The following is a 14908-nucleotide window of genomic DNA, read 5'->3' as shown; positions in this document are numbered from 1 at the left end:
CCCCGGCCAGGGCCGGTTATGGTACCGCCGGGATTCCCATGGTATATTGAGTCTAGTACACACCTCATTAGGATGGAGAATCAGGATTCATGAAAGAACGCAAATATTCCGGCAACCGTCCGGGAAACAAAACGCAACAACGGACAAAGCCGCCTATCGCCAAACGGGAACAGGCCGACGAGGTACGAGCGGGCGACCGCATTGTCGTAACGATCAAGCGGCTTGGCATTAACGGAGAAGGCGTCGGCTATTACCGGCGGAAGGCCGTATTCGTCGAAGGCGGCATTCCCGGAGAGGTCATTAAAGCGGAAGTCACCCGCGTTGAGAACAAATATATCGCCGCCGCGATTCGGGAGATCGAGAAGCGTTCTCCGCATCGGGTCGATGCCCCATGCCCGGTGTTCGGCATCTGCGGCGGCTGCCAAATCCAGCATTTGTCCTACGAGGGTCAGCTGGCCGGTAAGGAGGAAGGCATCCGCGAAGCGTTTGCGCGTTACGCTGGCCTGCAGGACGTACGCCTGAAACCGATGCTGGGCATGGATCACCCTTGGGGTTACCGCAATAAGGCGCAACTGCAATTAGGCATGGCCCAGGAAGGCATGATCGCCGGCTTGTATGCTGCCGACTCCCACAAGCTGATCGACATTAGCGGATGCCCGATCCAGCACCCGAAGGTAAACGAAGCGGTGGACAAGACGCGGAACGTGCTGCAGCGTCTCGGCATTCCGGTATATAAGGAGAAAGGCAATCAAGGACTCGTCCGCACGATTGTCGTCCGCGTCGGCTTTCAGTCCGGGCAGTTGCAGGTCACGCTCGTGACCTCCAGCGACAAGCTGCCGCGACGGGAGGAATTGATCAAGGAACTGCGGCTGGCCATGCCGGAACTCACCAGCATTGCGATGAACGTGAACCCGAAGAACACCTCGCTCGTGTTCGGCAACCGGACGGAAATCCTGTGGGGAGCGGACAGTATTCAGGAATCGCTTGGCGACCTGGAATTCACTTTATCCCCCCGTGCCTTCTTCCAACTGAACCCGCTCCAGACGGTCAAGCTGTATGAATCCGTACGTGCGGCCGCCGGTTTAACGGGCCGCGAAACCGTCGTCGACGCGTATTGCGGCACCGGTACGATCGGCTTGTGGCTGGCGCCTTACGCAAAGGAAGTCCGCGGCATCGAATCGATTCCCGAGGCCGTGGAGGACGCCAAAGCCAATGCCGCCCGCAACGGGCGGAATAACGCTGCGTTTTACGCCGGATACGCGGAGGAGCTTCTCCCCCGCTGGGTGAAGTCCGGTTTCGCACCGGACGTGGTTGTCGCCGACCCGCCGCGTACCGGGCTGGATCCCCGCTTCCTTGAAGCGGTACTGAAGACGAAACCCAAGCGCTTCGTCTACGTCTCCTGCAACCCGTCCACCCTGGCGAAGGATTGCAAGGCGCTCCTGGACGGCGGTTATTCGCTGGAGTGGGTACAGCCGGTGGACATGTTCCCGCAGACGGCCCATGTGGAGGCGGTTGTTTTGCTGTCAAAAAAATAGATGACGGAGGCATGAACGCATGCTGGAGGAGTTTATTAATTTAACGCAGGATAACCTCGTAGATGAACATTTATGTTGCATCATAAGAAGCAAGAAACCTCACCCAGGTGTTGAAGCGAAACGAGCATGGCTTGCCGATCGATTGAAGGAAGGTCATGTGTTTAGAAAGCTAAACGCTAAGGGCTGCTGTTTTATTGAGTATGCACCCTTAAAGTCAGCGTGGACTCCCGTGGTAGGCAATAACTATTATTATATTTATTGCTTATGGGTCTCCGGTGATTTTAAGGGAAAAGGTTACGCGAAAGCATTGATGGATGACTGCATTTTAGATGCAAAAGAAAAAGGGATGTCCGGTGTTTGTATGCTTGGCGCAAAAAAGCAGAAGAACTGGCTTTCCAATCAGTCCTTTGCTAAAAAGTACGGGTTTGAATCGGTTGACACTACCGAAGACGGGTATGAATTATTGGCACTTTCATTTGACGGGACCCTACCGAAGTTTACAGATAAAGCAAGAAAACAACAGATCGAGAATCAGGAACTGACGATTTATTACAGCATGCAGTGTCCGTTCATCCTTCAGAAGATCGAAGATATTAAGCAGTACTGTAGTGATCATAAGGTGACAGCATCTATTATTCCGGTTGACTCGTTAGAAAAGGCAAAAGACTTGCCCGGGGTTTTTAATAACTGGGGGGCATTTTATAAAGGAAAATTTGTAACCGTGAACCTGCTTGATGTGGGTTCGTTAGAAAAGATATTAAAGAGCTAACCCAATGGATGAATTGCCCCGGGTCCTTCGGTTTAACCCCGGAGCAACGTAACCTTAAACACACTCCCTGCTTCCGAACTTGTCTCCAGTTCAACGGTTCCCTGGAAGAAAGCGAGCAAATGGCGGACGATCGACAGACCTAGGCCGGCGCCGCCATGCCTGCGCGCCCGTGACGAGTCGAGGCGATAAAACCGCTCAAAAATCAATTCCCTGGACTCCAAGGGAATTCCCTTCCCGGTATCCGACATTCGAACCACCACCTGTCCTTCCTCTTCCGTGACCTGCAGCGTAACGCTCCCATTAGGCCGATTATACCGGATGGCATTATCCAGCAGGTTACGGAAAACGAGGAATAAGAAGCCTTCCTCCCCCTTCACCAAGGCCGTACAGGGCTCCTTCAAATGAAGCGTCACCCCGTGTTTATCGGCCATCGGTTCCATAAAGGAAAGGACATCTTCGAGAATGTCAGCGAGCTCCACCGCATGGTGTTCCCGATCCTCCCGTTCGTACGTCCTGTCAGCCAGCAGCAGCAAATCCTCCGTTAAAGATTCCAGCCGCGCAAGCGTCCGCTCCGTTGTCTCCCTGTACTCTAACCATTCGTCCGGATCAATGCTCCGGCTATTCCCGGCCACTTCCAGATTCGTGCGCAGGATGGAAAGCGGGGTTCTTAACTCATGTGCGGCCGCCGAAACAAACCTGGCCTGCTGGTTAAACGAATGCTCCAACCCGTCCAGCATCGTATTAAAGGTAATCCCCAGCTTCTTCAATTCATCCTGAAGCTCATCGATCTCCAATCGTTTATGCAGAGTAGAAGCGGTAATACCCGCCGCGGTTTCGCTCATTCGTTTTACGGGCTTCAAGATGATCACGGCGAGCCATTGCGCGCTGAGCACCATCCCCGTAAGAACAACCAACAAGCTGAGGATACGCCCCTGCATCTCCGGTACAATCCGAGTCGTAGAGAAGAAAGTTTCTATCGATACATATAACGTAATTAAGACGGCCAGAAAAAGAATTTCTAATAGCGTTAATCTGAGACGCAGTGAAAGACGATATCCTCTTCTCATTCCATTTCCTCTTTCTTAGCAGCAAAGGCTGCCCACTTGTACCCATGACCTTGAACCGTCTGAATATACCTCTCTCCGGCCTCCGGATCATGGTGTGAGAGTTTTCTCCGTAACGAGTTGATGTGAACCCGGACCGTAGAGGACAGGGGATCGGCATGGATGTCCCAAACATGCTCCAGTAGCCGTTCCGACGAGATGACCTCACCGGGATACAGCATCAGATATTCGAGCAGACCAAACTCTTTTCGTGTTAATGAAATCCGTTCCTTCCTAAACCAAACTTCCTTTCGATTCGTATCGAGGGTCAGCTCCTCGTATTGGAGAACCGGGCTTTTCACGGACGAGCTCCGGCGAAGCAGCGCCCGGATCCGGGCAAGTAATTCATTAAACACAAATGGTTTACGGAGATAGTCATCCGCCCCGGAATCCAATCCCTCTTCCACCTCATCCGGGTGGCTGCGTGCAGTCAGCATGAGGATAAGTACATCGGGATGGTGCGAGGACCGGCGAATTTGCTGACAAAGCGAAATGCCGTCGAGCTCCGGAAGATTGATGTCGAGAATCATCACATCGTACTCATTCGTATCCGCCATCTCCCAGCCGATCAGCCCGTCCAGCGCGATGTCCACGGCATACCCTTCCCGCTTTAGTCCTTTGGCTAATGCACGTGCTAGATCTTCCTCATCTTCAACAATAAGGATGCGCATAAGCCCCCCCCTTTCTCCAATGACATCAATGACAATACCATATCATACCCGTTTTCGGGATGCGAGCAAGTCCTGGGGTCTGCGGAAGCTCCACTTAACAAGGATTTAACAGCCCGGCCTTTATAATCAAAAACAAATCTTCCTGAAACGGGGAGGATGGTTCACTACATGGAGTAAAGGAGGAGGTCTATCTGTTAATTGAAGTGGTATCTGCTGGACCGGGGTGTTCCATTTGTCAGAGAGCGATCAAGCTGGTCAAGTAAGTCGCGGAAGATGTTCCGCAAATTGAAATCCAGGAATTAAATGTCGTTGATCAGTTTGAACGTCTCCAAGAACTGAACTTATTTAGCGCCGGAGCGATTCTCATCAACGGGAAAACGGAATTTGGCACTTTGCCCGCCTTGCCCCAACTTCGTGAACGTGTGTATGAGTTGCTCCATCACGAAGATCATTCACTAGATCAAAGGAGTCACTAATGGAAAATTTATATCATTTTACGATCTCGGGCGGCATTTCCGCCTCGACCTACATTCTGGTGTTCATTGTTGGCATCGTGAGCGCAGTGTTGGCCTGCTATTTACCTGTACTTGCGATGTTCGGAGGGTATGTCCAAAAGGGAGCCGACGGCAGTAGGAAAAAGGCCCTGGCGATTGCATTTCACTTTATCTTAGGAATGGTCGTCACTTCGTTGTTAGCGGGTTTGATTTTCGCCCTGCTTGGCCAGCAGTTCCTTCCTTTTATTGAGAAATATCACTTGCTGACCTGGATCCCGCCGCTCTTTGACATCTTGGCCGGGCTGCAGCTGTTAGGCGTCATTTCCTTTGCCATGCCTGCATTCCAGAAACCGATGAGCCGGCCGGATCAACAGCCTGGCCTGCTGGCCGCTTTCAAGCTGGGGATTCCCTATGGACTGGTCATATCGCCCTGTGCGATCCCGATCTTTTTCGCGCTGATCAGCTATATTGCCCTTCAAGGCAGTCCGCTTCACGGCGCATTGCTCATGTCGACTTACTCCCTGGGCAAGGGCGTGATTCTCGGATTGGTTGCGGTCTTCTCCATTTCCATTCTCCGCAAGCTGTCGAAATGGGGCGGTCCGATCAAAAAAATCGCCGGCTACATCTCCATCGCACTTGGGATCATCTTATTGATTGTTGGACTCATGAAATAAATCCATCTTAGGAGGAATTTACGTATGTCATTAAATCAAACGCTGGATGAAATAAAACAACAGTTCATCGCCCAATCGCCCTTAGAGGTTCAAGCCGCGATGTTTCGTTTGATCCGGGAGCAGCAGGAGTCGGGGATTCCGTATGGACTGCAGGAAGGCCAGAAGGCGAAGGATTTTACGTTGAAAAATTCGCTGGGTCAGCCCGTTCACTTATCCGACGAACTGGCTAAAGGCCCCGTCGTGCTCACCTTTTACCGCGGCGGCTGGTGCCCGTTTTGCAACTCGCAGCTTCGTTCCTATCAGAAGTTGCTGCCGGAGATTCATGCGCTCGGCGCCAGACTTATCGCCGTTAGCCCTCAAAGTCCGGACAATACGCTGTCCCATCAGGAGAAGGAACAGCTTGAGTTCCAGGTGCTAAGCGACACAAAGGGTCTGGTGGCCGCCTTTTACAATATTTTGTATGATGTACCGTCGTACATGCAGGAGATCATGACAAACCTGTTCCAGATGGATCTAGCCGAATACAACGCGACCGATCGGTGGGTCCTCCCCATCCCTTCCACCTTCATGATCGACGAGTCCGGCATCATCCGCTCCGCGTACGTGAACCCGGATTTTATGAAACGCTGGGAGACGGAGGATATTATAGATGAATTAAGGAAGCTGTAAACAGCCTTCCCCGATTCAAAGAATACACGCGTCCGAGCTTCGGCTCATTCCCACGGATCCAACCTGCAAAAGAGTTTTGGCTTCGGCCGATCCTCTTTGACAGTTTGGGTCTTTTTCGTTTTCGCGTATCATGACAGTTGACGAGCATTGTAGTACAATGCAAATATTGACTTTTTGCAAAGGGGAATTATCTTGATCAAGAAAGAAGTCGCTTATATTCGCAAACAGTTCAAGTTAGATCACGAAAGACTTAGTATTTACGACATTCTTAACGTCTATATTATGAAGGAAACGAATGAAATCTATCATTTTGAACGAACGCCGTTCGAGCTTCTGGAGCGGGAGAAGCAAGAACTGCACATGGGCAATTTCAAAAAGCTGCTGGCCGGTGAATTGGATCAGAAGCTGTTCGAGTTAAAGTTCCAGGAGCAGCCGGAATCGGACAAGCCCTCGCAGCCTCTTCTCCATCAAGCCCTGGTCACCGGGGATGCCGAGGAATGGCATGATTTAATGCTTCTGCTGGTGGAGAAAATGCTGGAGGATACGAAGTATGAGCGGGATACGGTGATCACTTTCGTTCGCGGACAATACTACAAACCTACCAAGGAACGCAACGAGGAAGCCGAGGAGAGCGAAAACGACGAGATGTTCGCAAATCCGTTTATTTTATGCAGCATCAATTCCACGGAACCGCAGCGAAAAACACTGATGTTCGATTATATCGAACGCGAATTCAAATACAACGTCATCGTCGATCCGATCATCAAGCTGCGTACGCCGGAGCAAGGTTTCTTCTACCCTAGCGTAACGGACGGATTCTCCGACGTGAATCGGGTACTGTATTGCGCGGGCAAAGTGAACGATCCGAATCAGCATTTTATCGATCAAGTCTTGAATGCCGAGAAGACCGTTACCGCGCTGGAAGAGAGAGCGATCTTCGAGGATATCGTCAAGGAAATTGCCGGGGATCAGCTGGACGCCTCCACGATTGCGAGCGTATACGAAGAAATTCAGCAGGTGATCGAAACCCATGAAGAGGAAGAACCGCCGAAGCTGGATTATAAAGACGTTGAGCGCGTGCTGACGGCAAGCGGCGTGGAGAACGTAACGACGGAAAAAGTGGAGCTTGCATACCAAACGGTCGTCGACGACAAAAACTACGAAATCAAAGCGAGCAGCGTCGTGCCGAAGTTTACTTCGAAATCGATCAAGATCGATACGAAGGTGGCCACGATTTCGGTGAGCCCGCAGGATTTAAAGTACGTGAAACAAGTGAATTACCACGGCAAACGTTGCATCCTGATCGAGGTTGACGAGGATGCGGTAATTGAAGGATTTACGCTTAACACGGAAGAACTATAGGAGTTAAGGATCAATCACGCGAAGGAGGCGTCATGATGAGAAACGAACATACGGACTTGTTGCCGGAACAGCGGGAAGAACTGCTTCAAGCCTTGAAGGCCCGATTCGAGAAAAACATGAGCCGACACCCCGGGTTGGAATGGGCTCATGTGCAAGCCAAGCTGGAGGCTCTGCCCAAGAAGTTAGGGTCGCTCCATGAAATGGAACGGACCGGCGGCGAGCCGGACGTGATTGGGTATGACGAGCAGACGGATGAATTTGTATTTGTAGACTGTTCGGCGGAAACGCCCAAGGGCCGCAGAAGCATCTGTTACGATCATGAAGCACTGGAGTCGAGAAAGCAGCATAAACCGGAAGACAGCGCGGTGAATATGGCGGAGGCCATGGGCATTGAGCTGTTAACGGAAGAACAATACCGGGAGCTGCAAAAGCTTGGGAATTTCGATCTAAAGACATCAAGTTGGGTGCATACCCCTGCTTCGATCCGGAAGCTTGGCGGTGCCCTCTTCTGTGACCGCCGTTATGACACGGTCTTCGTGTACCACAACGGAGCAGAATCCTATTACGGTGCCAGAGGGTTCCGCGGATTGCTCAAGGTCTGAACATGGAACAAATCCTCCAAGACAATCGCAAAATTTTTGCCTTCATGGGCAGTTATTTAAACCACGCGCCCGACCTGATCGGCGAGGCGGAAATCGGCGAGATCGTCCAAAACGGCGTTACGGCCGAATACGCCTTCAAGCTACTGCTCGCCGCCAAATTCGGGCTGGATATCCTCAAGAATCCCGGGGATAAAGAGCTGTTCAACCATTATTTTCACCCGATGATCCACCTGCTGGACACCGGCGAATACGAGCAAAACCCGTATTATCGGAATATCCGCATCCCCGCCGTCCGCATCGGCGGCAGCGAGCTGAAATACGAATGTTATAAGCCGTTCGAGGGTTTTGTGTTCAATGATATCCAGCAAACCGCAGAAGGACGGCAGATTCCCCAAGTCGGATTTTTCCCCGCCGAATTCAAGTATCCGGCAGTCTTGGAACAAGGACGCGTCTGGATGACGGTGACCCCGAACGAGATCGAAACGATGAAGCAACCCGTCGCCGAAGCTTCCGGGCGTGTCCTGACCTTTGGGCTGGGTCTTGGTTACTTCGCGTATATGGTTGCGGAGAAGGACGACGTGGACAGCGTCACGATCGTGGAGATCAACGAAGACGTCATCCGATTGTTTAAGCAACATCTCCTGCCCCAATTCAAGCAGGCCCACAAAATTCATGTCGTTCATGCGGAGGCTTTCGAGTTTGCCCGCACACGACTGGCCCAAGATCCATTTGATTATGTGTTCACCGATTTATGGCATGACGTATCCGACGGGATCGACCTGTATCTTCAGATGAAGCAGGTCGAAAGCCAACATCCGGGAACCAAGTTCTCATATTGGATTGAAAAGTCGATTCGGTGCTATTTATAGAACAAAGAAGAGAGGCGCGACTGCACCTCTCTTCTTTCATGACGAAACCTTTTATAAATTCGCGGCAACCTTCCCTTGGACCTCGTTCACGACGTCCTCGAAGGTCATGTTCAAGGCGATGGCCATCTCATTGAACAGGATGTTCTGAATTCCGAGCAACAGCTGATTATCCTGGTTGCCCAGTTTCTTATGATTCAGCTCGGCCCCTTGTTTCTTTCGCATCAACGTACTGGCAACTTTCGTGATCTCTTCCCGGTTGCCCGTTTTTACGATCGCGGCATAACGGTGATGCCGTTCATTATTGTTATCAATCCATGGGATGCCCGGTGCCCGAAACGAATCGATCAACGTCTTGGCCTCCTCGGGACCCATCAATTTTTGCATCAGCACCGACGCATTATCGACCGGAGTGCTAATTTTTAAGGTCTCGTTGCCGAGCGGATGCAATTCATAATAAGACTTGGAAACGCCAGCTAGCGATTTGACGCAAACCTCGTCGATGCGGCAAACGCCATGCACCGAATAAATGATCAAATCCCCCTCATGAAACATGGTCGTGATCCCGCCTCTCTCTTTTGTCAACTTAGTTGACTATCATTACTATACTCTTATTTCATCAAAATGTCAACTAAATTGACAATGTACGGCTGTTTTTGTATAGTGTAGGAGAAATAGGAACCGAAACGGAACGGAGGGATAGGGTGCACCCCGGATTCGAGCATTTGGACCTGATCGACCTGCTGAGCGAACGTCATGTCCAGCTTCGCTCCATCTGCGAGCAGTTATGGAACGACCGGCACGAGATTTACATCTCCAATTCAGAGTGGTTTATCATGGCAAGGATTTATAAGCGGAATCCGACGATTTCGCAGGTGACTCGGCAGGTGGATATTTCGCGGCAAGCCACCCATAAATTCATCAAGAGTTTGGAATCCAAGGGTCTGGTCGAGGTAACCCAAGCCCAGAACAACAAGAAGGAGAAATGCTTGGGATTAACTCCATTAGGCGAAAGCTGTTATGAGAAAAACGCCTCGATCAAAGCAACGCTGGAGCAAAAAATCGCGGATGCCCTCGGAACCGATCAGGTCGAACGGCTAAAGAAGCTGTTAAAGGCCGATTGGGGCAACTTGAACGAGGTTTTGTAAAAATAAAGAAGGAGGGAATCCCCCTCCTTCTTTTTTTACAGATTGGCTCCGCCGTACCGCATCATCCCTTCCACGCTGACGAAACAAGGCAGCACGATAGGGGGCACTCCAGCCATCGCGCGTTCGTGTTATCCGCTGCCGTGATCATCGCCGCTTCCGGCATAACGATTTCCGTTTCGCCAGCGTGTCGATTTCTCTTAACGGAATTCCTCGATGAACTTCTGGGCTGCGCTCGTGAGCGGCATGTTCCGCATATTCATGATCCCCACCTGCGACGGCGGCAGCTCCACATCCAGGCGAATTTCAAACAGCGAGCCCTCTTCCAGCTCCTTCGACACGAATTCCCGGGCTACGTAGGACACTCCTAGTCCTTTGCGCGCCAATTCGATCAGCAGGTCAACGCTGCCAACCTCGATTTCCGGTTTGAGCTCGTATCCGTATTCCTGAAACATCTCCGTGATCGCCATGCGGGCCCGGCTGTTGCGCGAGAACAAGATAAGCGGGTGCTCCAGCAGGGCGTCCAGCGAAATCGTTTTGTCCTTAAGATCGGCGTAGGCGCAGCCGGCCACGAAGCAATCCTGCAGTTGAATCCCTTCCCGCACTTCGATATGGGAATCGACAATCGGCATCCGGGCGACGCCAAGGTCGATCTTCCCTTCCTTCAAGTAACCCATGATTTCCGGAGTCGTGCCATGAAGCAACTGGATCCCGACATCCGGATAACGGCGGTGAAACTCCTCTATATACGGAAGCAAGTAATGCTTGAACAACGAATCGCTGCCGCCGATTCGCAGTACGCCGGTATCGAGGTTTTTGAGCTCGGCCATTTTTTTCTCCGCCAGGGAGATCAGAATGTGCGATTGCTCGATATAGGAGTACAAGACCCTCCCCTCCTGCGTCAGGGACACCCCCTTGGAGTTACGGTAAAACAACGGGAGACCGAAGCTTTCCTCCAACTGCTTGATGGCATGGCTGACGCTGGGTTGCGTCAAGAACAACGCATTAGCCGCTTGGGTCAAGCTGCCGGTTTTGGCCGCCCAATAGAACACTTTATATAATTCATAATTGTTAGTCATAAATGTGGTCTATAGCTCCTGTCAAATATATTAATTTCACCTATGGATATATTCGTATTATAGTGGAGGAAGTCAAAATAATCCATAGCTTAAAGATGGGATTTAGGCGGATACACTTGGAATTCGATGGGCCGCCGTCCCAAAACACATAAATGAAAAGCTATGCCGAGAGGAGAGAACCTGGATGGATGCCAATACGTTCGTATTGTTTGGGGCAACCGGGGATTTAGCGAAACGCAAAATTTACCCTGCCCTGTTTAATTTGTTTTTGGATGGAAAGCTGCCGGTTGATTTTTCCGTGATCGGCTTGGGCCGCAGAGAATGGTCCGATGAGACCTTTAAGGCAAACATCGAGCGGTCTCTGCACAGCTTTTCGCGGCGGAAAGCCAGCGATGCGGAGGCCGTGAACCAGTTCCTCGGCTTCTTCGGCTACCATGTGCTGAACGTCGACCGTAAGGAAGATTATCAAAGCCTGCTGCAACGGGTCGCAGAACGCGAGCAAACCTTAGGGGTTGCGCCTAACCGGCTCTTTTATTTGTCGGTAGGCCCCGAGCTGTTCGAGACGATCGCCGCCCATATCGAGGAAAGCGGGCTGGGCGAAACGAAGGGCTGGAAACGCCTCGTGATCGAAAAACCGTTCGGCCGCGATTTGCAATCCGCCCGCGACTTCAACGCGCAGCTCAGCAAAGCTTTTACCGAAGAGGAAATTTTCCGGATCGACCACTACCTTGGCAAACCGATGGTGCAGAAGCTCCAACTGCTGCAGCAGACGAATCCGGTGCTTCAGGCTTCCTGGAATAACCGTTATATCGCCAACGTGCAAATTACGGCCAGCGAAACCGTCGGCGTTGAGGAAAGAGCCGGCTATTACGACCATTCCGGAGCGTTGCGCGACATGTTCCAAAATCATATGCTGCAACTGTTGATGATGCTCGCCGGACATCTGCCGAAGGGCGACGATTCGGAGCAGGTGCGTTATAAGAAGAAACACGTCATGCAATCGCTCGAACCGCTGCTCCGTCAGGACGTTGCCACCCAAGTGGTCCGCGGTCAATATGCAAGCGGGTCGATTCAAGGGAAGCCGGTCGTCGGCTACAAGGACGAGGCCGGGATCCCGCAGGATTCCCATAACGACACGTTTATTGCCGCCAAGCTGCAAATCGAAGACGATTTCTGGCGGGGGATTCCGTTCTACATCCGCACCGGCAAACGCATGAAGGAGAAAGCGACGCGCATCGTCATCGAGTTCCGGGAGCCGGTTAAGCAACTCTCCGCGGCGAACAACGGCGGTGCACCGAATTTGCTCGTGTTCGAAATCAGTCCGAACGAAGGCATTTACCTGCGCCTGAACACGGAAGGCGAAGCGCAGCAACAGGATCTCACGAAGGTCTTGATCGGATCCCACAAGAGCGGCAGCGATGTGCCCGAAGCTTACGAGAACCTGATTTATGACGCGCTCCGCGGCGACTCCTCCTTCTTTGCGCACTGGGACGAAGTCGAGTTGTCCTGGAAATGGGTGCAGCCGATCCTGGACGCCTATGCGGCCAACGAGGTTCCGTTGCACGAATATCCGGCGGGCAGCTTCGGTCCGCAAGCCGCGCACGAGCTGTTGGCCAAAGACGGCTTCGAGTGGTGGTTCGACCAAGAGAGCGAAGCCGCATCCGAAGCGACAAACGCCGGCACGCCGTTGACCCAGGAGCCATTGTCCATCAAATAACGGGGGATGACCGAGCTTTTTGCTCCGATATCTCAAATCTGTATTTTACAAATTGGAGGGATTTGTGATGAAGTTTTTTGTTGACACCGCGAATCTGGAGGACATTAAAAAAGCCCATAAAATCGGGGTCTTGTCCGGGGTGACGACCAACCCTTCCCTGGTAGCCAAGGAAGGCGTCAAGTTCGAAGACCGCATCGCCGAAATCCTGCAGGCCGTCCCCGATGTCGAATCCGTTTCGGCTGAAGTGACGCCGGAGGCGCTCACCGCCGAAGAGATGATTGCCCAAGCGGACGAGTTGATCAAAATCAACAACCATGACCCGCGCATCACGATCAAACTGCCGATGACGCTGGCCGGCCTCGAAGCGACCAAGTATCTGGCTCAAAAAGGCGTCAAGACCAACGTTACCTTGATCTTCACGGTCAATCAGGCCCTTCTCGCCGCCCGTGCCGGTGCCACGTACGTATCGCCATTTCTCGGCCGCTTAGACGATATTTCGGAAGATGGCGTGCTATTGGTTGCAAAAATAGCGGAGTTGTTCCGGGTTCATGGCTTGGACGCGCAAATCATCGCGGCCTCCGTTCGTCACCCGGACCACGTCACCCGTGTAGCGTTAGCTGGGGCCCATATCGCCACGATTCCGTTTGGCGTGATCGAGCAACTGGCTAAACATCCGCTTACGGATCAAGGGCTGGCGAAATTCGCCGCCGACTGGAAAAATTCGCTTTAAGAGGTGCTGAAAAACTAACTTTTTGAACTCGCATTTTAAGAAAAATATTCGCGGATAGGTTTGGAGGGAAATACAAATGAAGAAACAACAAATCGGGGTCGTCGGCCTGGCCGTTATGGGCAAGAACCTCGCACTGAATATCGAAAGCAACGGCTTCTCCGTTGCCTTGTACAACCGTTCGGCCGAGAAAACCAAGGAATTGCTGGAAGAAGCGCCGGGCAAAAATTTCGTCGGCACCTATAGCATCGAAGAATTCGTGCAGGCGCTGGAAACCCCGCGTAGAATCCTGATCATGGTGAAAGCCGGCAAACCGACCGACGACACGATCAACCAGCTTGTCCCTTATCTGGAGAAGGGCGACATCCTGATCGACGGCGGCAACGCCCACTTCCCGGATACGCAGCGCCGCAACAAGGAGTTGGAAGCCCAAGGCTTCCGCTATATCGGAGCCGGCGTGTCCGGCGGCGAAGAAGGCGCGCTGAAAGGCCCGGCCATTATGCCGGGCGGTCAGCGGGATGCCTACGAGCTGGTTGAGCCGATTCTGATGGCGATATCGGCCAAAGTGAACGGCGATCCCTGCTCGACCTACATCGGTCCGGACGGCGCCGGCCATTACGTGAAGATGGTCCACAACGGAATCGAATACGGCGACATGCAGCTGATCGGCGAAGCCTACCAGTTGCTGAAAGACGTGCTCGGGCTTGGCGTGGACGAACTGCATGACATCTTCACCGAGTGGAACAACGGCGAGCTGGACAGCTACCTGATCGAAATTACCGCCGACATTTTCGGCAAGAAAGATCCGGCCACCGGCCAACCGATGGTGGACGTCATTCTCGATGCCGCCGGCCAAAAAGGCACCGGCAAATGGACCAGCCAAAGCGCCCTTGATCTCGGCGTACCGCTGTCCATCATCACCGAGTCGGTGTTCGCGCGCTTCATCTCTGCGATGAAGGCCGAACGCGTCGCCGCCAGCAAACGGCTGAGCGGTCCGGCCACCAAACCGTATGAAGGCGACAAGCAAGCATTCATCGAGGCCGTCCGCAAAGCGCTGTACGCCAGCAAAATCGCGTCGTACGCCCAAGGCTTCGCGCAGATGCGTCTCGCTTCCGAGGAATACGGCTGGGATCTGAATTACGGCGCCATCGCGATGATTTTCCGCGGCGGCTGCATCATTCGCGCCCGCTTCCTGCAGAACATCAAGGACGCTTACGACCGTGACCCAGAGCTCAAAAACCTGCTGCTGGACGATTACTTCAAAGACGTTGTGGAGAACTACCAAGATGCTTGGAGACAGGTTATCGCCACCGCCGTCACGCGTGGCATTCCGGTACCGGCCTTCTCCTCCGCTCTGGCCTACTACGACAGCTACCGCTCTGAGCGCCTGCCGGCCAACCTGCTGCAAGCGCAGCGCGACTACTTCGGCGCCCATACGTTCGAACGCGTCGACCAGGAAGGAACGTTCCATTTTCAATGGTTCGAGAAATAATCG

At 52.6% G+C, this 14908-nt stretch carries 15 protein-coding genes; 11 read left to right on the top strand and 4 right to left on the bottom strand.

The genetic code is table 11. The annotated features are described in order from the left end of the window. Window positions 1–89: 89 nt before the first annotated feature. Together rlmD and MJ257_RS19485 are read left to right on the top strand one after the other, a co-directional pair. Window positions 90–1535 carry a 23S rRNA (uracil(1939)-C(5))-methyltransferase RlmD gene (rlmD, locus tag MJ257_RS19490; protein ID WP_240270816.1) on the top strand — a complete coding sequence of 482 codons (1446 nt, stop codon included), beginning with the start codon at window positions 90–92 and terminating at the stop codon, window positions 1533–1535. Between the two features lie 19 nt (window positions 1536–1554). After that, complete coding sequence (locus MJ257_RS19485) at window positions 1555–2304, top strand: GNAT family N-acetyltransferase (RefSeq protein ID WP_240270815.1); 750 nt, start codon at window positions 1555–1557, stop codon at window positions 2302–2304. A gap of 32 nt (window positions 2305–2336) precedes the next feature. On the opposite strand, the gene MJ257_RS19480 is transcribed toward MJ257_RS19485, so the two are convergent. Together MJ257_RS19480 and MJ257_RS19475 are read right to left on the bottom strand one after the other, a co-directional pair. Further along, window positions 2337–3242, bottom strand: a complete 906-nt coding sequence (locus tag MJ257_RS19480; protein WP_240270814.1) for a HAMP domain-containing sensor histidine kinase — start codon at window positions 3240–3242, stop codon at window positions 2337–2339. A gap of 125 nt (window positions 3243–3367) precedes the next feature. Then, window positions 3368–4078 (bottom strand): response regulator transcription factor, encoded by a 711-nt coding sequence (locus tag MJ257_RS19475; protein ID WP_240270813.1) that lies wholly within the window; start codon window positions 4076–4078, stop codon window positions 3368–3370. Between the two features lie 475 nt (window positions 4079–4553). Here MJ257_RS19475 and MJ257_RS19470 point away from each other — a divergent pair, with 475 nt between their 5' ends. The 5 genes from MJ257_RS19470 (at window position 4554) to MJ257_RS19450 (ending at window position 8748) form a co-directional block, all read left to right on the top strand. Further along, window positions 4554–5246 (top strand): cytochrome c biogenesis CcdA family protein, encoded by a 693-nt coding sequence (locus MJ257_RS19470; RefSeq protein ID WP_240270812.1) that lies wholly within the window; start codon window positions 4554–4556, stop codon window positions 5244–5246. Between the two features lie 24 nt (window positions 5247–5270). Beyond that, window positions 5271–5915, top strand: a complete 645-nt coding sequence (locus MJ257_RS19465; protein ID WP_240270811.1) for a peroxiredoxin-like family protein — start codon at window positions 5271–5273, stop codon at window positions 5913–5915. 192 nt (window positions 5916–6107) lie between these two features. Continuing rightward, a complete protein-coding gene (locus MJ257_RS19460) occupies window positions 6108–7277 on the top strand; it encodes a DUF4317 domain-containing protein (RefSeq protein WP_240270810.1) in 1170 nt (389 codons plus the stop codon). Between the two features lie 35 nt (window positions 7278–7312). Continuing rightward, on the top strand, window positions 7313–7879 hold the full coding sequence (locus MJ257_RS19455) for a DUF4256 domain-containing protein (RefSeq protein WP_240270809.1): 567 nt from the start codon (window positions 7313–7315) through the stop codon (window positions 7877–7879). Between the two features lie 2 nt (window positions 7880–7881). After that, the gene (locus MJ257_RS19450; protein WP_240270808.1) at window positions 7882–8748 is read left to right on the top strand and encodes a spermine/spermidine synthase domain-containing protein; all 867 of its coding nucleotides are present in this window, start codon (window positions 7882–7884) and stop codon (window positions 8746–8748) included. A 51-nt stretch (window positions 8749–8799) separates the two neighbouring features. Here MJ257_RS19450 and MJ257_RS19445 read toward each other — a convergent pair whose 3' ends face one another. After that, window positions 8800–9330 carry a CarD family transcriptional regulator gene (locus tag MJ257_RS19445; RefSeq protein ID WP_240270807.1) on the bottom strand — a complete coding sequence of 177 codons (531 nt, stop codon included), beginning with the start codon at window positions 9328–9330 and terminating at the stop codon, window positions 8800–8802. 119 nt (window positions 9331–9449) lie between these two features. Between MJ257_RS19445 and MJ257_RS19440 the strand changes: the two genes are divergently transcribed. Continuing rightward, window positions 9450–9893: a MarR family winged helix-turn-helix transcriptional regulator gene (locus tag MJ257_RS19440; protein WP_240270806.1), complete on the top strand. Its 444-nt coding sequence runs from the start codon at window positions 9450–9452 to the stop codon at window positions 9891–9893. Window positions 9894–10090: 197 nt separating this feature from the next. On the opposite strand, the gene MJ257_RS19435 is transcribed toward MJ257_RS19440, so the two are convergent. Beyond that, the gene (locus MJ257_RS19435) at window positions 10091–10969 is read right to left on the bottom strand and encodes a LysR family transcriptional regulator (RefSeq protein ID WP_240270805.1); all 879 of its coding nucleotides are present in this window, start codon (window positions 10967–10969) and stop codon (window positions 10091–10093) included. Between the two features lie 184 nt (window positions 10970–11153). On the opposite strand from MJ257_RS19435, the gene zwf reads away from it, so the two are divergent. The 3 genes from zwf (at window position 11154) to gnd (ending at window position 14905) form a co-directional block, all read left to right on the top strand. Further along, the gene (zwf, locus tag MJ257_RS19430) at window positions 11154–12686 is read left to right on the top strand and encodes a glucose-6-phosphate dehydrogenase (RefSeq protein WP_240270803.1); all 1533 of its coding nucleotides are present in this window, start codon (window positions 11154–11156) and stop codon (window positions 12684–12686) included. 67 nt (window positions 12687–12753) lie between these two features. Then, window positions 12754–13416, top strand: a complete 663-nt coding sequence (gene fsa, locus MJ257_RS19425; RefSeq protein WP_240270802.1) for a fructose-6-phosphate aldolase — start codon at window positions 12754–12756, stop codon at window positions 13414–13416. Between the two features lie 76 nt (window positions 13417–13492). Further along, the gene (gnd, locus tag MJ257_RS19420; protein WP_240270801.1) at window positions 13493–14905 is read left to right on the top strand and encodes an NADP-dependent phosphogluconate dehydrogenase; all 1413 of its coding nucleotides are present in this window, start codon (window positions 13493–13495) and stop codon (window positions 14903–14905) included. Window positions 14906–14908 lie beyond the last annotated feature (3 nt).

It is taken from the genome of Paenibacillus timonensis (genome assembly GCF_022427145.1).
Classification (GTDB): Bacteria; Bacillota; Bacilli; order Paenibacillales; family Paenibacillaceae; genus Fontibacillus; species Fontibacillus timonensis.
The sequence above is the reverse complement of the archived record's forward strand: the minus strand, read 5'-3'. Positions and strand labels throughout refer to the sequence as shown.